This window comes from Enterovibrio makurazakiensis (assembly GCF_050336585.1).
GTDB lineage: Bacteria > Pseudomonadota > Gammaproteobacteria > Enterobacterales > Vibrionaceae > Enterovibrio > Enterovibrio gelatinilyticus.
Genome location: NZ_JAKJSE010000014.1, coordinates 20,997 through 36,119 on the forward strand (window position 1 = coordinate 20,997; position 15,123 = coordinate 36,119).

At 47.6% G+C, this 15,123-nt stretch carries 12 protein-coding genes and 2 tRNA genes; all 14 read right to left on the minus strand.

The window, feature by feature from the left end:
* Positions 1-59 precede the first annotated feature (59 nt).
* The 14 genes from pnp to rlmE all read right to left on the minus strand — a co-directional run bounded on the left by pnp (position 60) and on the right by rlmE (position 14,995).
* Positions 60-2,189: a polyribonucleotide nucleotidyltransferase gene (gene pnp, locus L4D06_RS11505; RefSeq protein ID WP_274164943.1), complete on the minus strand. Its 2,130-nt coding sequence runs from the start codon at positions 2,187-2,189 to the stop codon at positions 60-62.
* Positions 2,190-2,611: 422 nt separating this feature from the next.
* Positions 2,612-2,881 carry a 30S ribosomal protein S15 gene (gene rpsO, locus L4D06_RS11510; RefSeq protein WP_274164944.1) on the minus strand — a complete coding sequence of 90 codons (270 nt, stop codon included), beginning with the start codon at positions 2,879-2,881 and terminating at the stop codon, positions 2,612-2,614.
* Between the two features lie 144 nt (positions 2,882-3,025).
* Complete coding sequence (gene truB, locus L4D06_RS11515) at positions 3,026-3,973, minus strand: tRNA pseudouridine(55) synthase TruB (RefSeq protein ID WP_274164945.1); 948 nt, start codon at positions 3,971-3,973, stop codon at positions 3,026-3,028.
* Positions 3,973-4,371: a 30S ribosome-binding factor RbfA gene (gene rbfA / locus L4D06_RS11520; protein WP_028023822.1), complete on the minus strand. Its 399-nt coding sequence runs from the start codon at positions 4,369-4,371 to the stop codon at positions 3,973-3,975. Before rbfA ends, truB begins: the two co-directional genes overlap by 1 nt.
* Before the next feature lie 85 nt (positions 4,372-4,456).
* Entirely contained in the window at positions 4,457-7,153 is a 2,697-nt protein-coding gene (gene infB / locus L4D06_RS11525) for a translation initiation factor IF-2 (protein WP_028023823.1), read from the minus strand.
* 21 nt (positions 7,154-7,174) lie between these two features.
* Positions 7,175-8,662 (minus strand): transcription termination factor NusA, encoded by a 1,488-nt coding sequence (gene nusA / locus L4D06_RS11530; protein ID WP_274164946.1) that lies wholly within the window; start codon positions 8,660-8,662, stop codon positions 7,175-7,177.
* A gap of 21 nt (positions 8,663-8,683) precedes the next feature.
* Complete coding sequence (gene rimP / locus L4D06_RS11535) at positions 8,684-9,139, minus strand: ribosome maturation factor RimP (protein WP_274164947.1); 456 nt, start codon at positions 9,137-9,139, stop codon at positions 8,684-8,686.
* A 169-nt stretch (positions 9,140-9,308) separates the two neighbouring features.
* Positions 9,309-9,385, minus strand: a tRNA-Met gene (locus tag L4D06_RS11540).
* 75 nt (positions 9,386-9,460) lie between these two features.
* A tRNA-Leu gene (locus tag L4D06_RS11545) sits at positions 9,461-9,547 on the minus strand.
* Positions 9,548-9,558: 11 nt separating this feature from the next.
* On the minus strand, positions 9,559-9,897 hold the full coding sequence (gene secG / locus L4D06_RS11550; protein WP_274164948.1) for a preprotein translocase subunit SecG: 339 nt from the start codon (positions 9,895-9,897) through the stop codon (positions 9,559-9,561).
* 210 nt (positions 9,898-10,107) lie between these two features.
* Positions 10,108-11,445 carry a phosphoglucosamine mutase gene (glmM, locus tag L4D06_RS11555; protein ID WP_429739523.1) on the minus strand — a complete coding sequence of 446 codons (1,338 nt, stop codon included), beginning with the start codon at positions 11,443-11,445 and terminating at the stop codon, positions 10,108-10,110.
* On the minus strand, positions 11,442-12,293 hold the full coding sequence (gene folP / locus L4D06_RS11560) for a dihydropteroate synthase (protein ID WP_429739525.1): 852 nt from the start codon (positions 12,291-12,293) through the stop codon (positions 11,442-11,444). Before folP ends, glmM begins: the two co-directional genes overlap by 4 nt.
* 87 nt (positions 12,294-12,380) lie before the next feature.
* Positions 12,381-14,324, minus strand: a complete 1,944-nt coding sequence (ftsH, locus tag L4D06_RS11565; protein ID WP_429739527.1) for an ATP-dependent zinc metalloprotease FtsH — start codon at positions 14,322-14,324, stop codon at positions 12,381-12,383.
* A gap of 41 nt (positions 14,325-14,365) precedes the next feature.
* The gene (gene rlmE, locus L4D06_RS11570; protein WP_028023830.1) at positions 14,366-14,995 is read right to left on the minus strand and encodes a 23S rRNA (uridine(2552)-2'-O)-methyltransferase RlmE; all 630 of its coding nucleotides are present in this window, start codon (positions 14,993-14,995) and stop codon (positions 14,366-14,368) included.
* Positions 14,996-15,123 lie beyond the last annotated feature (128 nt).

Consider the following 15,123-nt stretch of genomic DNA (forward strand, 5'->3'; position numbering starts at 1 on the left):
GATAAAACAAAAGGGGGCATAGCCCCCTTTTTATACCGCGTTTAACGCGAGTGTGTCACTTATTCTGCGTCAGCTTCAGGCTGAGCGTCAGTTTCAGCAGCAGGCGCTTGCTCTACTGCTTCTTTCATGCTCAGGCGGATACGGCCTTGACGGTCGATTTCCAGAACCTTAACTTGAACTTCTTGACCTTGTTCTACGTAGTCAGACACTTTCTCGATGCGCTTATCAGCCACTTGAGAGATGTGTACCAGACCTTCTTTAGTGCCGATAACAGACACAAAGCAACCGAAGTCAACAATGCGCGTTACTTTACCCGTGTAGATACGGCCTACTTCTACTTCAGCAGTCAGCGCTTCGATGCGTGCAATTGCCGCTTTCGCTTTCTCACCGTCAGTTGCTGCGATCTTCACAGTACCGTCATCTTCGATTTCGATAGTTGTGTCAGTTTCGTCAGTCAATGCACGGATAACAGCGCCGCCTTTACCGATAACATCTTTGATCTTCTCAGGGTTGATCTTGATGGTATGGATGCGTGGTGCGAATTCAGAGATATCGTCACGAGCTGCAGAGATTGCTTGGTCCATCACGCTTAGGATGTGCAGACGCGCGCCCTTAGCTTGGTTCAGAGCAATTTCCATGATCTCTTTAGTGATACCTTCGATTTTAATGTCCATCTGCAGCGCAGTAACACCATCATCAGTACCCGCTACTTTGAAGTCCATGTCGCCTAGGTGATCTTCGTCACCCAAGATGTCAGACAGAACAACGAAGTCGCTTTCTTCTTTCACAAGACCCATTGCGATACCCGCAACAGATTTCTTGATAGGTACACCCGCGTCCATTAGCGCAAGAGAAGTACCACATACAGACGCCATTGAAGACGAACCGTTAGATTCAGTGATTTCAGAAACCACACGAACGGTGTACGGGAATTCATCTTGTGAAGGCATTACTGCTGCAATACCACGCTTAGCCAGTTTACCGTGGCCGATTTCACGACGCTTAGGAGAACCAACGAAACCTGTTTCACCTACACAGTATGGAGGGAAGTTGTAGTGCAGTAGGAAGTTGTCAGTGCGCTCACCAGTGATTGAATCAATGATTTGTGCGTCACGCTGCGTACCAAGGGTCGCAGTAACAAGAGCCTGAGTTTCACCACGAGTGAACAATGAAGAACCGTGGGTACGTGGAAGTACACCAGTACGTACGTCTAGCGCACGAACCATGTCTTTTTCACGGCCATCAATACGTGGGTTACCAGCAATGATGCGGCCACGTACAACGTTCTTCTCAAGGCTGCCCAGCATGCCTTGGATTTCACGAACGTTCAGATCGTCATTCTCTTCGCTCATTTGAGCGATAACGCTTTGCTTGATTTCACCAACTTGTGCGTAACGCGCCATTTTCTCGGTGATTTGGTACGCTTCTACGAAACGTGCTTCAGCCAGTTCTGCAACGCGTGCTTTACGCTCAGCGTTAACAACTGGTGCAGCCCAATCCCAAGAAGGAGTAGCAACTTCAGCTGCGAACTCGTTGATTGCTTTAATAGCAACTTGTTGTTGGTCATGACCAAAAACAACCGCTTGTAGCATTTGCTCTTCGCTTAGACGGTCAGCTTCTGATTCAACCATCAGAACAGCGCCTTCAGTACCAGCGATAACCAGATCCAAACGGCTGCTTTCTAGTTCAGTGTTGCTTGGGTTCAATACCAACTGATCGTTGATGAAACCAACACGTGCAGCACCGATTGGGCCGTTAAATGGCAAACCAGAAATGGTCAGTGCCGCTGACGTTGCAAGCATTGCTACGATGTCAGGGTTAACGTCTGGGTTTACAGAAACCACAGTTGCGATAACTTGAACTTCGTTTTTGAAGCCGTCTGGGAAAAGTGGACGGATTGGACGGTCGATCAGACGTGAAGTCAGTGTTTCGCCTTCTGAAGGACGACCTTCACGTTTGAAGAAACCACCTGGGATTTTACCCGCTGCGTAAGTACGCTCTTGGTAGTTAACCGTCAACGGGAAGAAGTCTTGACCTTCTACCGCGTCTTTTTTACCAACAACACTTACGAATACTGAAGTGTCGTCCATGCTAGCCATAACAGCTGCAGTTGCTTGGCGAGCCATAACGCCAGTTTCCAGCGTTACGGTGTGGTTACCATACTGGAATGTTTTTACGATTGGATTCACGTGAAATTCCTTGTTTTATTTGCACTTACTTAGTGCGAGTCACTTTATTCTCAATGGCTTCACCAATCGCGACTAATGACAAAACTCAATAATTCTTCGTAAAAAGAAGACAGCAATAGAGTGTTCTCAATAGTCGCGACCTGATGGTCGACTTCGTAGACTGCGAAGCCAATGAAAGCGCCAATATTATATACCCAAACTGACGCAATATGCATGTTTCGGCAAGAATTACTGGGGTGATGCTCAAGGGTGAGTATTCATACGGCTTTCAAGCCGATCTGAAAAGTGCTGCATCGAGCACAGACCCACTGACTATCGAACAATAAGCCTAGCCGACACATTAAAAAAGACGGGAGCAAAAACGAGAAAAGGAGCCACTAGGGCTCCTTTTCGGTATGCGGTGCTTAAAAGCCAAAGGCTTATTAGCGACGCAGACCCAGACGCTTGATCAGGTCAAGGTAACGGTCAGCGTTTTTGCCTTTCAAGTAGTCAAGCAGTTTACGACGACGCGAAACCATGCGCAGTAGACCGCGACGGCTGTGGTGATCACCTTTGTGCTCAGCGAAGTGGCCTTGCAGGTGATTGATAGAAGCAGTCAAAAGCGCTACTTGAACTTCTGGAGAACCAGTGTCGTTAGTGCCTTGTGCGTATTCTGCAACGATTGCTGCTTTAGTTTCTGCATTCAGAGACATAGTCTATTCCTAAATGTAAAAGGTTATATTTGCGCCAGCCAATCTCTGATTCAGCCGACACCCGAGCGGCGGATTCTACAGCGCTTACCTCGATAAGGCAATCGATATAGTCTCTACCAAAATACTATTTTCTGTTTTGGAAATTTATTCCTGACGGATCTTAACCAAACGTTTTGGTGCGATCAGGCCGTCAGCATCAATTTCACCCACACCAATGAAGGTGCGCTCTTCGCCCATTGTCATACGGACTTGCCCTTCAGCTGGCGCATTTGCCGCCTGAACGGCTTGACCTTGCAATACATAACTTGCGACGGTAGGGAGAATATTCACTTCTTCTAAATCTTGAACAGCAGAGTCAAGAGGAAGTAGCAAAGGGTCAAGTAGTTCACGAGGCTGAACGCCTTGTTCACGCGCTTGCTCTAACAATTCTTCTAACTGCTCTAGCGTGACCATTTTTTCAACGGGGTAACGAGACACACCGATACGGCGAAGTGCCGTAACATGCGCACCACAACCCAGCATTTCACCCAAATCATCAACGATGGTGCGGATGTAAGTACCTTTAGAGCAATGCACTTCCATCTCGATTTCATCGCCTTCGAAGCGAAGTAGCGTGATTTCGAAAACGTTGATTTTACGCGCTTCGCGTGGCACTTCGATGCCAGCACGAGCATATTCGTAAAGTGGTTTGCCTTCGAATTTCAACGCAGAGAACATAGATGGTACTTGCATGGTTTCGCCACGGAAACTTGCAATGAAACCTTCCAATTGTTCTTGGGTCACGTTCACGTCGCGCGTTTCAACTACTTCACCATCTGAATCAGAGGTGTTCGTACGCTCGCCCAACTTCGCGACAACCACGTAGCGCTTGTCAGAATCGAGCAAGAACTGCGAAAACTTAGTGGCTTCACCAAAACAAATTGGCAACATACCCGTCGCCAGTGGATCAAGTGCACCAGTGTGGCCCGCTTTTTCTGCGAAGAAAATGCGTTTCACTTGCTGCAAAGCACCGTTTGAAGTAATACCCGTTGGTTTGTCTAGTAGAACAATCCCATCAACTGGGCGTCCCTGACGACGAGGACGGCGACCCATTATTCTTTGTCTCCGTCATTGTCGTCTTCTACATGGCGTTCTTCATCAGACTTCACAGCCTGACTCACCAAGTTAGAAATGCGCATGCCTTCAGTCAGTGATTGGTCAAACACAAAAATCACTTCAGGGGTGATACGTAGACGAATTGCTTTACCAAGCAATGTGCGCACGTACCATGCTTGTTCATTCAATGCTTCCAGACCCGCTTCTGCGGTCTGATCGCCAGTCGTCAAAAAGGTCACGTGTACTTTTGCGTATGCAAGGTCACGAGAAACATCAACGCCTGATACCGTTACCATGCTGATGCGCGGGTCTTTGATCTCACGCTGCAGGATAAGTGCGACTTCTTTTTGCACTTGCTGCGATACACGCTGGGTACGGCTAAATTCTTTGGCCATAACTCTCTTCTCTCATAAAGAATGGGGGGAAAGCGCTAAGCACTTCCCCCCATGGTGTTTATAAACAACCTGTTACAGGTAGCTATTATTCGATGGTGCGTTTCACTTCAACGATTTCGAATACTTCGATTTGGTCGCCAGTGCGAACATCGTTGTAGTTCTTAACGCCGATACCACACTCGTAGCCTTTCGCTACTTCGTTGACATCGTCTTTAAAGCGACGCAGTGACTCTAGCTCACCTTCATAGATAACAACGTTGTCACGCAGTACGCGGATTGGGTTGTTACGCTTGATGGTACCTTCAGAAACGATACAGCCTGCAATTGCACCAATCTTAGGTGATTTGAAGACTTCACGTACTTCAGCCAGACCCATAATTTCTTGTTTGAACTCAGGCGCAAGCATACCGCTCATCGCTTGTTTCACTTCATCAATTAGGGCGTAGATCACTGAGTAGTAACGCAGATCTAAGCTTTCAGCATCAATCGTCTTACGCGCAGACGCATCAGCACGAACGTTGAAGCCAACCAAGATAGCGTTTGAAGCAGCAGCTAGAACCGCATCGGTTTCGGTGATAGCACCAACACCCGAACCTACGATCTTCACTTTTACTTCGTCAGTAGACAGTTTAACCAGTGAGTCAGCAATGGCTTCAACAGAACCTTGTACATCAGCTTTCAGTACAATGTTCAGCTCAGACACTTCACCTTCAGCCATGTTAGAGAACATGTTTTCCAGTTTCGCTTTCTGCTGACGAGCCAGTTTAACGTCACGGAATTTGCCTTGGCGGTAAAGAGCAACTTCACGCGCTTTACGCTCATCACGAACAACAGTCGCTTCATCACCTGCAGAAGGAACACCGGAAAGACCCAGGATTTCGACAGGGATAGACGGGCCAGCTTCTTCAACATCTTTACCGTTCTCATCGCGCATTGCACGAACACGGCCATATTCAAGACCACAAAGAACGATATCGCCTTTTTTCAGCGTACCTTCTTGTACAAGAACAGTAGCAACTGGGCCACGGCCTTTGTCTAGACGGGATTCGATAACCACACCGCTCGCCATGCTGTCACGTACGGCTTCAAGCTCAAGAACTTCTGATTGCAGCAAGATTGCTTCAAGCAGTTCGTCAATGTTAAGACCTTGTTTAGCAGAAACATGAACGAACATGTTTTCGCCGCCCCAGTCTTCAGACATAACGTTGTGCTGAGACAGTTCATTCTTCACGCGATCTGGGTCAGCAGCTTCTTTATCGATCTTGTTCACAGCAACGATAAGTGGCACATCGGCCGCTTTTGCGTGCTGGATAGCTTCGATAGTTTGTGGCATTACGCCATCGTCCGCTGCAACAACCAGAACAACGATATCCGTTGCTTTAGCACCACGTGCACGCATTGATGTAAACGCTGCGTGTCCTGGAGTATCCAAGAAGGTGATCATGCCGTTTTCAGTTTCAACGTGGTATGCACCAATGTGCTGGGTAATACCACCGGCTTCGCCAGAAGCAACGTGTGCTTTACGAATGTAATCAAGTAGCGATGTTTTACCGTGGTCAACGTGACCCATGATAGTAACAACAGGTGCACGTGGTTCACGTTTTGCACTGTCATCACGATCCAGCATGACCGCTTCTTCAAGTTCGTTCTCTTTACGAAGAACAACCTTGTGACCCATTTCTTCTGCAACCAGTGCTGCAGTTTCTTGGTCAATAACTTGGTTGATGGTCGCCATTGCGCCCATCTTCATCATGGTTTTGATAACTTCGGTAGCTTTAACAGCCATCTTGTTAGCAAGTTCAGCAACAGTGACAGTTTCGCCGATTTCTACATCACGGTTAACTTTCTGTGCTGGCTTCTGGAAACCATGCTGCATAGACGTTGGCTTAGACATACGGCCTTTCAGCTTGCCGCCTTTACCACCACGTCCGCGATTTGCTGACGAGTCGTCTTTATCTTGTGCTGATTTTTTCTTCTTGCGACGACGTGGTGCAGCTTCTTGGCGGCGATCCGCTTCGTCTTCTGCTTCGCGTGCATGTTGGAAAGTTGTAACGTGATGATCTGTTGCTTCCATTACATCTGTTACCACTTCTTGCTTACTCCAACGCTCTTCGTTCAATTCTGCCATCTTGCGTGCCTCTTCTAGCTGGCGCTGACTTTCTTCTTCAGCTCTACGCTTGGCTTCCTCTTCCTGGCGACGCTTGAGTTCATCAGCTTCATTTTTTGCTTGCGCCTCAGAAGCTTCACGAGATGCTTTTTGCTCTGCAGTCTCGTTCAAAGCTTTTGATTTCTCAGCCGCAACGCGTAATTTTTCTTCGGCGTCACGTTTCGCTTTTTCTTCAGCGTCACGCTTTGCTTTTTCTTCGGCTTCTCGCTTCGCTGCTTCTTCAGCTTCGCGACGGGCTTTTTCCTCAGCCTCACGCTGTGCTGCTTCTTCAGCTTCACGTTGTGCAGCTTCCTGCGCTACACGTTGTTCTTCGAGGTCGCTGCGCTTCACGTAGGTGCGCTTTTTGCGCACTTCTACCTGAACATCCTTACTCTTTCCGCCAGCACCAGAAACACTCAAGGTGCTGCGTTTTTTGCGCTGTAACGTCAGTCGAGTTGGAGCGCTACCATCGTCGCCGTGCTCACGCTTCAGATGCGAAAGCAGAGTCTGCTTCTCATCTTGGCTTACGCTGTCTTCTGCTGACTTTTGAATGCCTGCATCTTGAAACTGCTTAAGCAAACGATCTACCGGCGTATCGATCTCGCTCGCCAGTGATTTAACTGTAACTTCTGACATTCTGCTCCTCCTTTGCTGCGCTTAAGCTTCGTCGCTGAACCAGCAAATATTGCGTGCTGCCATGATAAGCTCGCCCGCTTTAACTTCATCCATTCCCTCGATATCTAGAAGATCATCAGTGCCTTGGTCGGCCAGATCTTCCAATGTGCAGATACCTTTTGTCGCCAGGCGGAACGCCATATCACGCTCCAAGCCTTCTAGACCCAACAGGTCTTCAGCAGGCTCTGCACCGTCAAGGATTTCTTCTTTCGCCAATGCAATAGTGGTCAGTGCTTCTTTCGCACGGCTACGCAGTTCTTCAACGGTATCTTCATCAAGACCGTCAACTTCCATTAGCTCTGCGGCTGGCACATAAGCCACTTCTTCCAATGTGGTGAAACCTTCTTCAACCAACATTGCTGCGAAGTCTTCGTCGATGTCTAGGTGCTTACTAAACAGCTCAATAGACTGACCCGCTTCTTCCTGGTGCTTCTTCTTAAGATCTTCAACAGTCATCACGTTCAACACCCAACCAGTTAGTTGTGATGCTAGACGTACGTTTTGACCGTTACGACCAATCGCTTGCGCCAGATTGTCAGCTTCAACTGCGATATCCATTGTGTGGGTATCTTCGTCTACGATAATAGACGCAACTTCAGCAGGTGCCATCGCATTGATAACCAATTGCGCTGGGTTGTCATCCCATAAAACAATATCGATACGCTCGCCACCTAGTTCACCCGAAACGGCTTGAACTCGCGCACCACGCATACCAACACACGCACCAACAGGGTCAATACGCTTGTCATTTGTCTTCACGGCAATTTTTGCACGTGAGCCAGGATCGCGGGCTGCGCCCATGATCTCGATCATTTCTTCGCCGATTTCTGGCACTTCAATGCGGAACAGTTCGATCAGCATTTCAGGCTTAGAGCGAGTCATGAACAATTGGAAGCCGCGCGCTTCTGGACGCACAGCATACAGCAAACCGCGCACGCGGTCGCCTGGACGGAAATTTTCACGTGGCAACTGATCGTCACGTTGGATTGCCGCTTCTGCATTATTGCCAAGGTCAACGATGATCACATCACGGTTAACTTTCTTCACAATACCAGTGATCAGCTCACCTTCATTGTCCATGAACTGCTCAACCACTTGCTCACGCTCAGCTTCACGTACTTTTTGTACAATAACTTGCTTCGCGGTTTGTGTGGTAATGCGGTCAAACGTAACAGACTCGATGTCGTCTTCTACGAAGCTACCAACTACCATAGTTTCATCTTCAAACTGAGCAGCTTCAAGCGTGATTTCGCGAGTTGGTTGAGTGACTTCTTCAACAACTTCCCAACGACGGAACGTTTCGAATTCGCCCGTTTTACGGTCGATTACAACACGTACTTCGATCTCTGCTTCGTGTTTTTTCTTAGTGGCCGTTGCCAGCGCTGTTTCCAACGCTTCAAAAATGCGCTCGCGAGGAACTGCTTTTTCGTTGGATACCGCTTCGACGACAGCCAAGATTTCTTTGTTCATGAACTAATGCCTCATTTAAGCTTAAAATGAAGGAACCAGGTTGGCCTTGGCAATATTGCTCAGGGCGAACGCTTCTTCGTTGCCATCGACGTTGATGGTCACAGTCTCACCTTCCATAGAAAGAATGACGCCTTTCCATTTGCGGCGGTTTTGCATAGCCATTTTCAGCACTATGTTGACTTCATGACCAATAAAACGCTGGTAATGTGCAGCGATAAAAAGTGGTCTCTCCAAACCTGGAGATGAAACTTCAAGGTGGTAAGCCACAGTAATTGGATCTTCTACGTCCATGACTGCACTAACCTGACGGCTCACTTCAGCACAAGATTCAACTGTGATGCCGTTCTCGTGATCGATAAAGATACGAAGGGTTGAGTGCTGTCCAGCGCGAACAAACTCAAGCCCTACAAGCTCATAGTCTAACGCCGCAACAGGTGCTTCAAGCATAGCGAAAAGCTGTTTTTCTAATCCTGTCATACAAACCCCAGAAATAAAAAAAGGGCTAAAAAGCCCAGTTATCCATCCGAATGGTCATCTTCAGATAACAAAAAACCCCGAATATCGGGGTTTAATGCAACTGGACCCTTGTGTCATGGTTGCCCATGACCAGTGACTGTTTTGGTCTCTCTAAACAATCACCGTAAAGTGGTTGCGGGGGCCGGATTTGAACCGACGACCTTCGGGTTATGAGCCCGACGAGCTACCAAACTGCTCCACCCCGCGTCCGATGGCGAATAGTATATCTTCGCCTCACACACTAATACAAGTACTGTGAACCATATTTCAGGATTTTTAAATTGGTGCCGAGAGCGGGACTTGAACCCGCATGCCTATACAGGCACTACCCCCTCAAGATAGCGTGTCTACCAATTTCACCACCTCGGCAAATCTATTTCTTAGTTAGGGATGTCGCTATTGCTACCAGTAGTAGCTGGAACATCACCTGCCTGCGTCTGCTCAGTCAATGGCACACTCAGGTCTTCATACTCACTACCCGATTGGATTTGGTGAGATGTTAAGTTACCTAGCACTAAGCTAAGTACAAAGAATACAGTTGCGAAAATCGCAGTCATTCGGGTCAGAAAGTTTCCAGAGCCGCCAGAGCCAAATACACTATTTGATGCCCCAGCCCCGAAAGAGGCTCCCATATCTGCGCCTTTACCCTGTTGAACCAAAACCAGGCCAATAACACCGAGCGCGGCCAACAGATAAATCACAAGTAGAATTTCGTACATGGGTTCCACCTATGTTCCAAATTGTTGAGCCAGCTGACATTTAAGTTCACTAGCGCAACTCCCATCATTGGGAGCGGGAGAATACTAACGAATGCCAGACGGTGAAACAAGAGAAAAATGCAAAAAAACGGTAGTTTTCATCCCGTTTGCACATCTTGTAACCACCTTGACTCCCACTCCATGTCGTTTTTCTATCGTGCTTTTTGCAGGTTAGCAGTTCGCTTTCACCGCTTCTGCAATCTCAAGCGCATAGGCTTGAACCTCTTCAGCATTTTCGCCTTCCACCATAACGCGTATGAGTGGCTCTGTGCCGGATTTACGAAGCAGTACGCGACCTGTATCACCGAGTTTTGCTTCTACAGCTGCTTTAGCAGACAGCACTGCATCTGATTCTAGCGGATCGCTACTTCCACTAAAGCGCACATTTTCTAGTACCTGCGGGAACATACTCATGCCATCGCATAGCTCTTTCAAGCTCAAGCCAGTGCCAACGACACTAGCAAGCACTTGAAGGGCTGCAACAATCGCGTCACCCGTGGTCACCTTATCAAGAAGGATCACATGGCCTGAATTTTCAGCGCCAATTTTCCAATCGTTTTGCAGCAGTTTTTCCATCACGTAGCGATCGCCAACTTTAGCGCGAGTAAATGGAATTCCGAGTTGCTTCAGTGCTACTTCCATGCCCATATTGGTCATAAGAGTGCCCACCACACCACCTTTTAATTCACCGCGACGTAAGGATTCACGTGCGATGATATAAGCGATTTGGTCACCGTCTACTTTGTTGCCTTCATGGTCAACCATGATGATACGGTCACCATCACCATCAAAGGCAATACCCAGAACGGCTTCTTCTTCTACAACACGCTTTTGAAGTGCGCGAACATCCGTTGCACCCACTTCTGCATTGATGTTTGTACCGTTTGGTTCTACACCCATTGCAATGATATCAGCGCCTAATTCAGAGAACACTGAAGGTGCAATGTGATAGGTCGCACCATGTGCACAATCGATAACGATCTTAAGGCCTTTCAGGTTCATTTCTGACGGGAACGTACCTTTACAGAATTCAATGTAACGACCAGCAGCGTCTACGATGCGGCTTGCCTTACCCAGTTCCGCAGAATCCACACAGGTCAGTGGTTTTTCAAGCTCAGCTTCAATAGCAAGTTCAACTTCATCAGGAAGTTTGGTGCCTTCTGACGAGAAAAATTTGATGCCGTTGTCATAATACGGGTTGTGTGAGGCAGAGATAACAATCCCGGCTTCGGCGCGGAACGTTTGCGTTAAATACGCAATGGCAGGTGTTGGCATTGGGCCAGTAAATGCGGCCTGAAGACCTGCTGCAGATAACCCTGCTTCTAACGCTGATTCAAGCATATAGCCAGAGATACGCGTATCTTTTCCTATCAAGACTTTCTTTGTGCCTTGTTGGCTAAGCACTCGTCCTGCAGCCCAACCCAGTTTCAGCATAAAGTCTGGCGTGATTGGGAATTGGCCAACTTTACCGCGTACACCGTCGGTGCCGAAGTATTTACGTTCTGTCATTGTGTATCTCCAAGTAGATCTGCTGCTTCTTGCATCATGCTGACAACACGAACCATATCGGCGGTTTCTTTTACGTCATGTACACGAATGAGCTGCGCTCCTTTCGAAGCAGCAATAGTGGCGCAAGCTAAACTCCCCCCCAACACATCAGTAGGGGATTTTTCCAATAATTTAAAAATCATAGACTTCCGAGACATACCCGCAAGTATAGGCAGCCCATGACGATGAAACGATTCCAGTTTTACTAGTAACTGATAATTATGTGTAAGTGTCTTACCAAACCCAAAGCCTGGGTCCAAAATGAGCTTTTCTTTGGCAATGCCCACTGCAGAACAGGCATCAATTCTCTCATCAAAGAAACGATGGATATCTTCGAAAAGATCCACATACGTAGGATCAACCTGCATTGAACGAGGTTGTCCCTGCATGTGCATAATACACACTGGTACATCAGCCAAGGCTGCTGCGTTAAGCGCATTGGGCTCTTGTAGTGCACGTACGTCATTGATTAGATTAGCACCTGCATTTACCGCTGCCGTCATAACCGCCGCTTTGCTGGTATCAATAGAAATCCAGCAATCAAACCTTTTTCTAATAGCTTCGATTGCAGGAATGACTCTTGAGAGTTCTTCATCGAGCGATACATCTGCCGCCCCTGGCCTTGTTGACTCACCACCAATATCTAATACCGACGCACCTGCACTGAGCATATTCTCAGCATGATAAAGCGCCGTATCAAGGTGACTGAACTTCCCACCATCGGAGAACGAATCGGGCGTGACGTTAAGGATACCCATCACTTTTGGAGAAGACAGGTCGAGAGAGAATTCTTTACTGGTCAGTATCATAGTCGGACTTTGTTTTAGGCGAGAATTTATCACTACCAAAAGAAAAACCCCGAGTAATCCCGGGGTTTGAAATAGCTAACGAGGCGATTACGCTTCTGACTGGTTGTCTGGATCGACCGGTTTAGATCCCGAGTCATCTGAAGAAGATTCTGATTTTGCTTCTGCATCAGGCTTCTTCGGCGTGTTATCTGAACTGTCGTCAGTAGTCCAACCCGCAGGCTCGCGCACTGGGCGGCGTTCCATCAAGTCATCAATCTGCGCTGCATCAATAGTTTCATACTTCATCAATGCATCTTTCATTGCATGCATGATATCCATATTTTCTTCGATGAGTTTACGCGCACGTAAATAGTTACGGTCAATAAGCTCACGAATCTCACTATCGATAAGGCGCGCCGTTTCATCCGAAACATGCTTAGATTTCGCAACAGAACGACCAAGGAATACTTCGCCCTCGTCATCGGCATACAACAATGGACCCAGTTTTTCTGAGAAACCCCATTGAGTAACCATCTTACGAGCAATGTCAGTGGCTCGCTCAATATCGTTCGAGGCCCCTGTAGAAACGTTATCGACACCGTAAATAATCTCTTCCGCCAAACGTCCACCATAAAGACTCGAAATCATCGACTCTAGGTGCAAGCGAGACATGCTCACGCGATCTTGTTCAGGAAGATACATGGTCACACCCAATGCGCGTCCACGAGGGATAATAGACACCTTGTAGACAGGGTCGTGTTCTGGCACTAGGCGACCAACAACAGCATGGCCAGCTTCATGATAAGCAGTCGATTCTTTGGACTCTTCTGTAAGTACCATCGATTTACGCTCGGCACCCATCATGATTTTGTCTTTCGCGAGTTCAAACTCAACCATAGACACAACACGCTTGTTACCACGAGCTGCAAACAATGCCGCTTCGTTCACCAAGTTTGCCAGATCTGCACCTGAGAACCCTGGCGTACCACGAGCAATAAGAGATGCTTCAACATCACCACCCAGTGGCACTTTACGCATGTGTACTTTAAGAATTTGTTCACGACCGCGGACGTCAGGCAAGCCAACAACGACTTGACGGTCAAAACGGCCAGGACGTAACAATGCTGGATCTAGAACGTCTGGACGGTTTGTTGCGGCGATAACGATAATACCTTCGTTACCTTCGAAACCATCCATTTCGACCAACATCTGGTTTAGCGTTTGTTCACGTTCGTCGTGACCACCACCTAGACCCGCACCACGTTGGCGACCTACAGCATCAATTTCATCAATAAAGATGATACAAGGTGATGTTTTCTTCGCTTGTTCGAACATGTCACGGACACGAGATGCACCCACACCCACGAACATTTCTACGAAGTCAGAACCAGAAATCGTAAAGAATGGTACTTTCGCTTCACCTGCGATGGCTTTAGCCAGCAAGGTTTTACCTGTACCAGGAGGACCAACCATCAAGACACCCGTTGGAATTTTACCACCGAGTTTCTGGAAGCGACTTGGGTCGCGCAGGTAATCAACCAGTTCTTTAACGTCTTCTTTTGCTTCGTCACAACCAGCGACATCAGCGAACGTTGTTTTAATTTGCTCTTCGCTCATCATGCGCGCTTTCGATTTACCGAAAGACATCGCCCCTTTGCCACCGCCGCCTTGCATTTGACGCATGAAGAAAATCCACACACCGATAAGCAGAAGCATTGGGAACCAAGAGATGAAAATTGAAGCAAGAATGCTTGGTTCTTCAGGAGGCGTACCGCGAACCTGAACTTTAGAATTGATAAGGTCGTCTAGAAGCTTAGGATCTTGGAGAACAGGCATGTAGGTGACATAGCTCGTGCCATCACGACGTGTCACTTTCAGTTCGCGATTATCGAACTGTACATCCTGTAGTTTATCCTGTCCTATCTCTTGGACGAACGTTGTGTAGTCGACTTGACGGCCCGCGCTGTCGCCTGGTCCAAAACTCTGGAACACAGACATCAGTACAACAGCGATAACCAACCAAAGAATCAAGTTTTTTGCCATGTCACTCAAGGTGTTAGCTCCGCGGAAACTTTAGTAATAATAGTAGAGTACTACAGTTTATAACCTGTAGCCACAATGTACACCTCACGCGAGCGAGCTCGAGAGGAGTCTGGTTTACGGATTTTCACCGCTTTGAACATCTTACGCACTTCAGCCAAATACTGATCAAACCCTTCACCTTGGAAAACTTTGACAATAAAAGCACCATTTGGAGCAAGAACTTCGCGACACATTTCCATTGCAAGTTCAACTAAGTACATTGCTTTGGGTTGATCAGATGCCAAATTACCGCTCATATTGGGCGCCATGTCTGACATCACCACATCAACCATGTCTGGTTGAATACGATCCAACAATGCGTTCAACACTGCTTCTTCGCGAAAATCACCTTGCAAGAAGCTTACACCCGGCAAGGAGTCCATAGGAAGAATGTCACACGCAATAACCTGACCGTTGTCTCCAACTTGCTCTACGGCGTATTGAGACCAACCACCAGGGGCGGCTCCCAAATCGACCACAGTCATGCCCGGTTTTAGCAGCTTGTCCTTACCTTGAATTTCATCCAATTTGAAAATTGCGCGTGAACGAAATCCTTTTTTCTGGGCTTCTTGAACATATTTATCATCAAAATGCTCTTTCAACCAGCGGCCAGAACTCGCTGAGTGTTTCTTTTTACTCATGTTTTACCTAGCCCACATTTCCGACCGTTAAATGTTAACGGACTACTTAGGGGGATATTTGTTCAGTTTGAAAGGATATGGCGGTAGAATGTCACGTTTTCAACCCCGATAAAACAACAAATCGAGTC

What these genes read in the sequence shown, in the direction of transcription:
- rpsO (WP_274164944.1), bottom strand. Translation starts at nt 2,881, where the DNA reads ATGTCTCTGAATGCAGAAACTAAAGCAGCAATCGTTGCAGAATACGCA.
- truB (WP_274164945.1), bottom strand. Translation starts at nt 3,973, where the DNA reads ATGGGTCGCCGTCCTCGTCGTCAGGGACGCCCAGTTGATGGGATTGTT.
- rbfA (WP_028023822.1), bottom strand. Translation starts at nt 4,371, where the DNA reads ATGGCCAAAGAATTTAGCCGTACCCAGCGTGTATCGCAGCAAGTGCAA.
- infB (WP_028023823.1), bottom strand. Translation starts at nt 7,153, where the DNA reads ATGTCAGAAGTTACAGTTAAATCACTGGCGAGCGAGATCGATACGCCG.
- nusA (WP_274164946.1), bottom strand. Translation starts at nt 8,662, where the DNA reads ATGAACAAAGAAATCTTGGCTGTCGTCGAAGCGGTATCCAACGAAAAA.
- rimP (WP_274164947.1), bottom strand. Translation starts at nt 9,139, where the DNA reads ATGACAGGATTAGAAAAACAGCTTTTCGCTATGCTTGAAGCACCTGTT.
- secG (WP_274164948.1), bottom strand. Translation starts at nt 9,897, where the DNA reads ATGTACGAAATTCTACTTGTGATTTATCTGTTGGCCGCGCTCGGTGTT.
- glmM (WP_429739523.1), bottom strand. Translation starts at nt 11,445, where the DNA reads ATGACAGAACGTAAATACTTCGGCACCGACGGTGTACGCGGTAAAGTT.
- folP (WP_429739525.1), bottom strand. Translation starts at nt 12,293, where the DNA reads ATGATACTGACCAGTAAAGAATTCTCTCTCGACCTGTCTTCTCCAAAA.
- rlmE (WP_028023830.1), bottom strand. Translation starts at nt 14,995, where the DNA reads ATGAGTAAAAAGAAACACTCAGCGAGTTCTGGCCGCTGGTTGAAAGAG.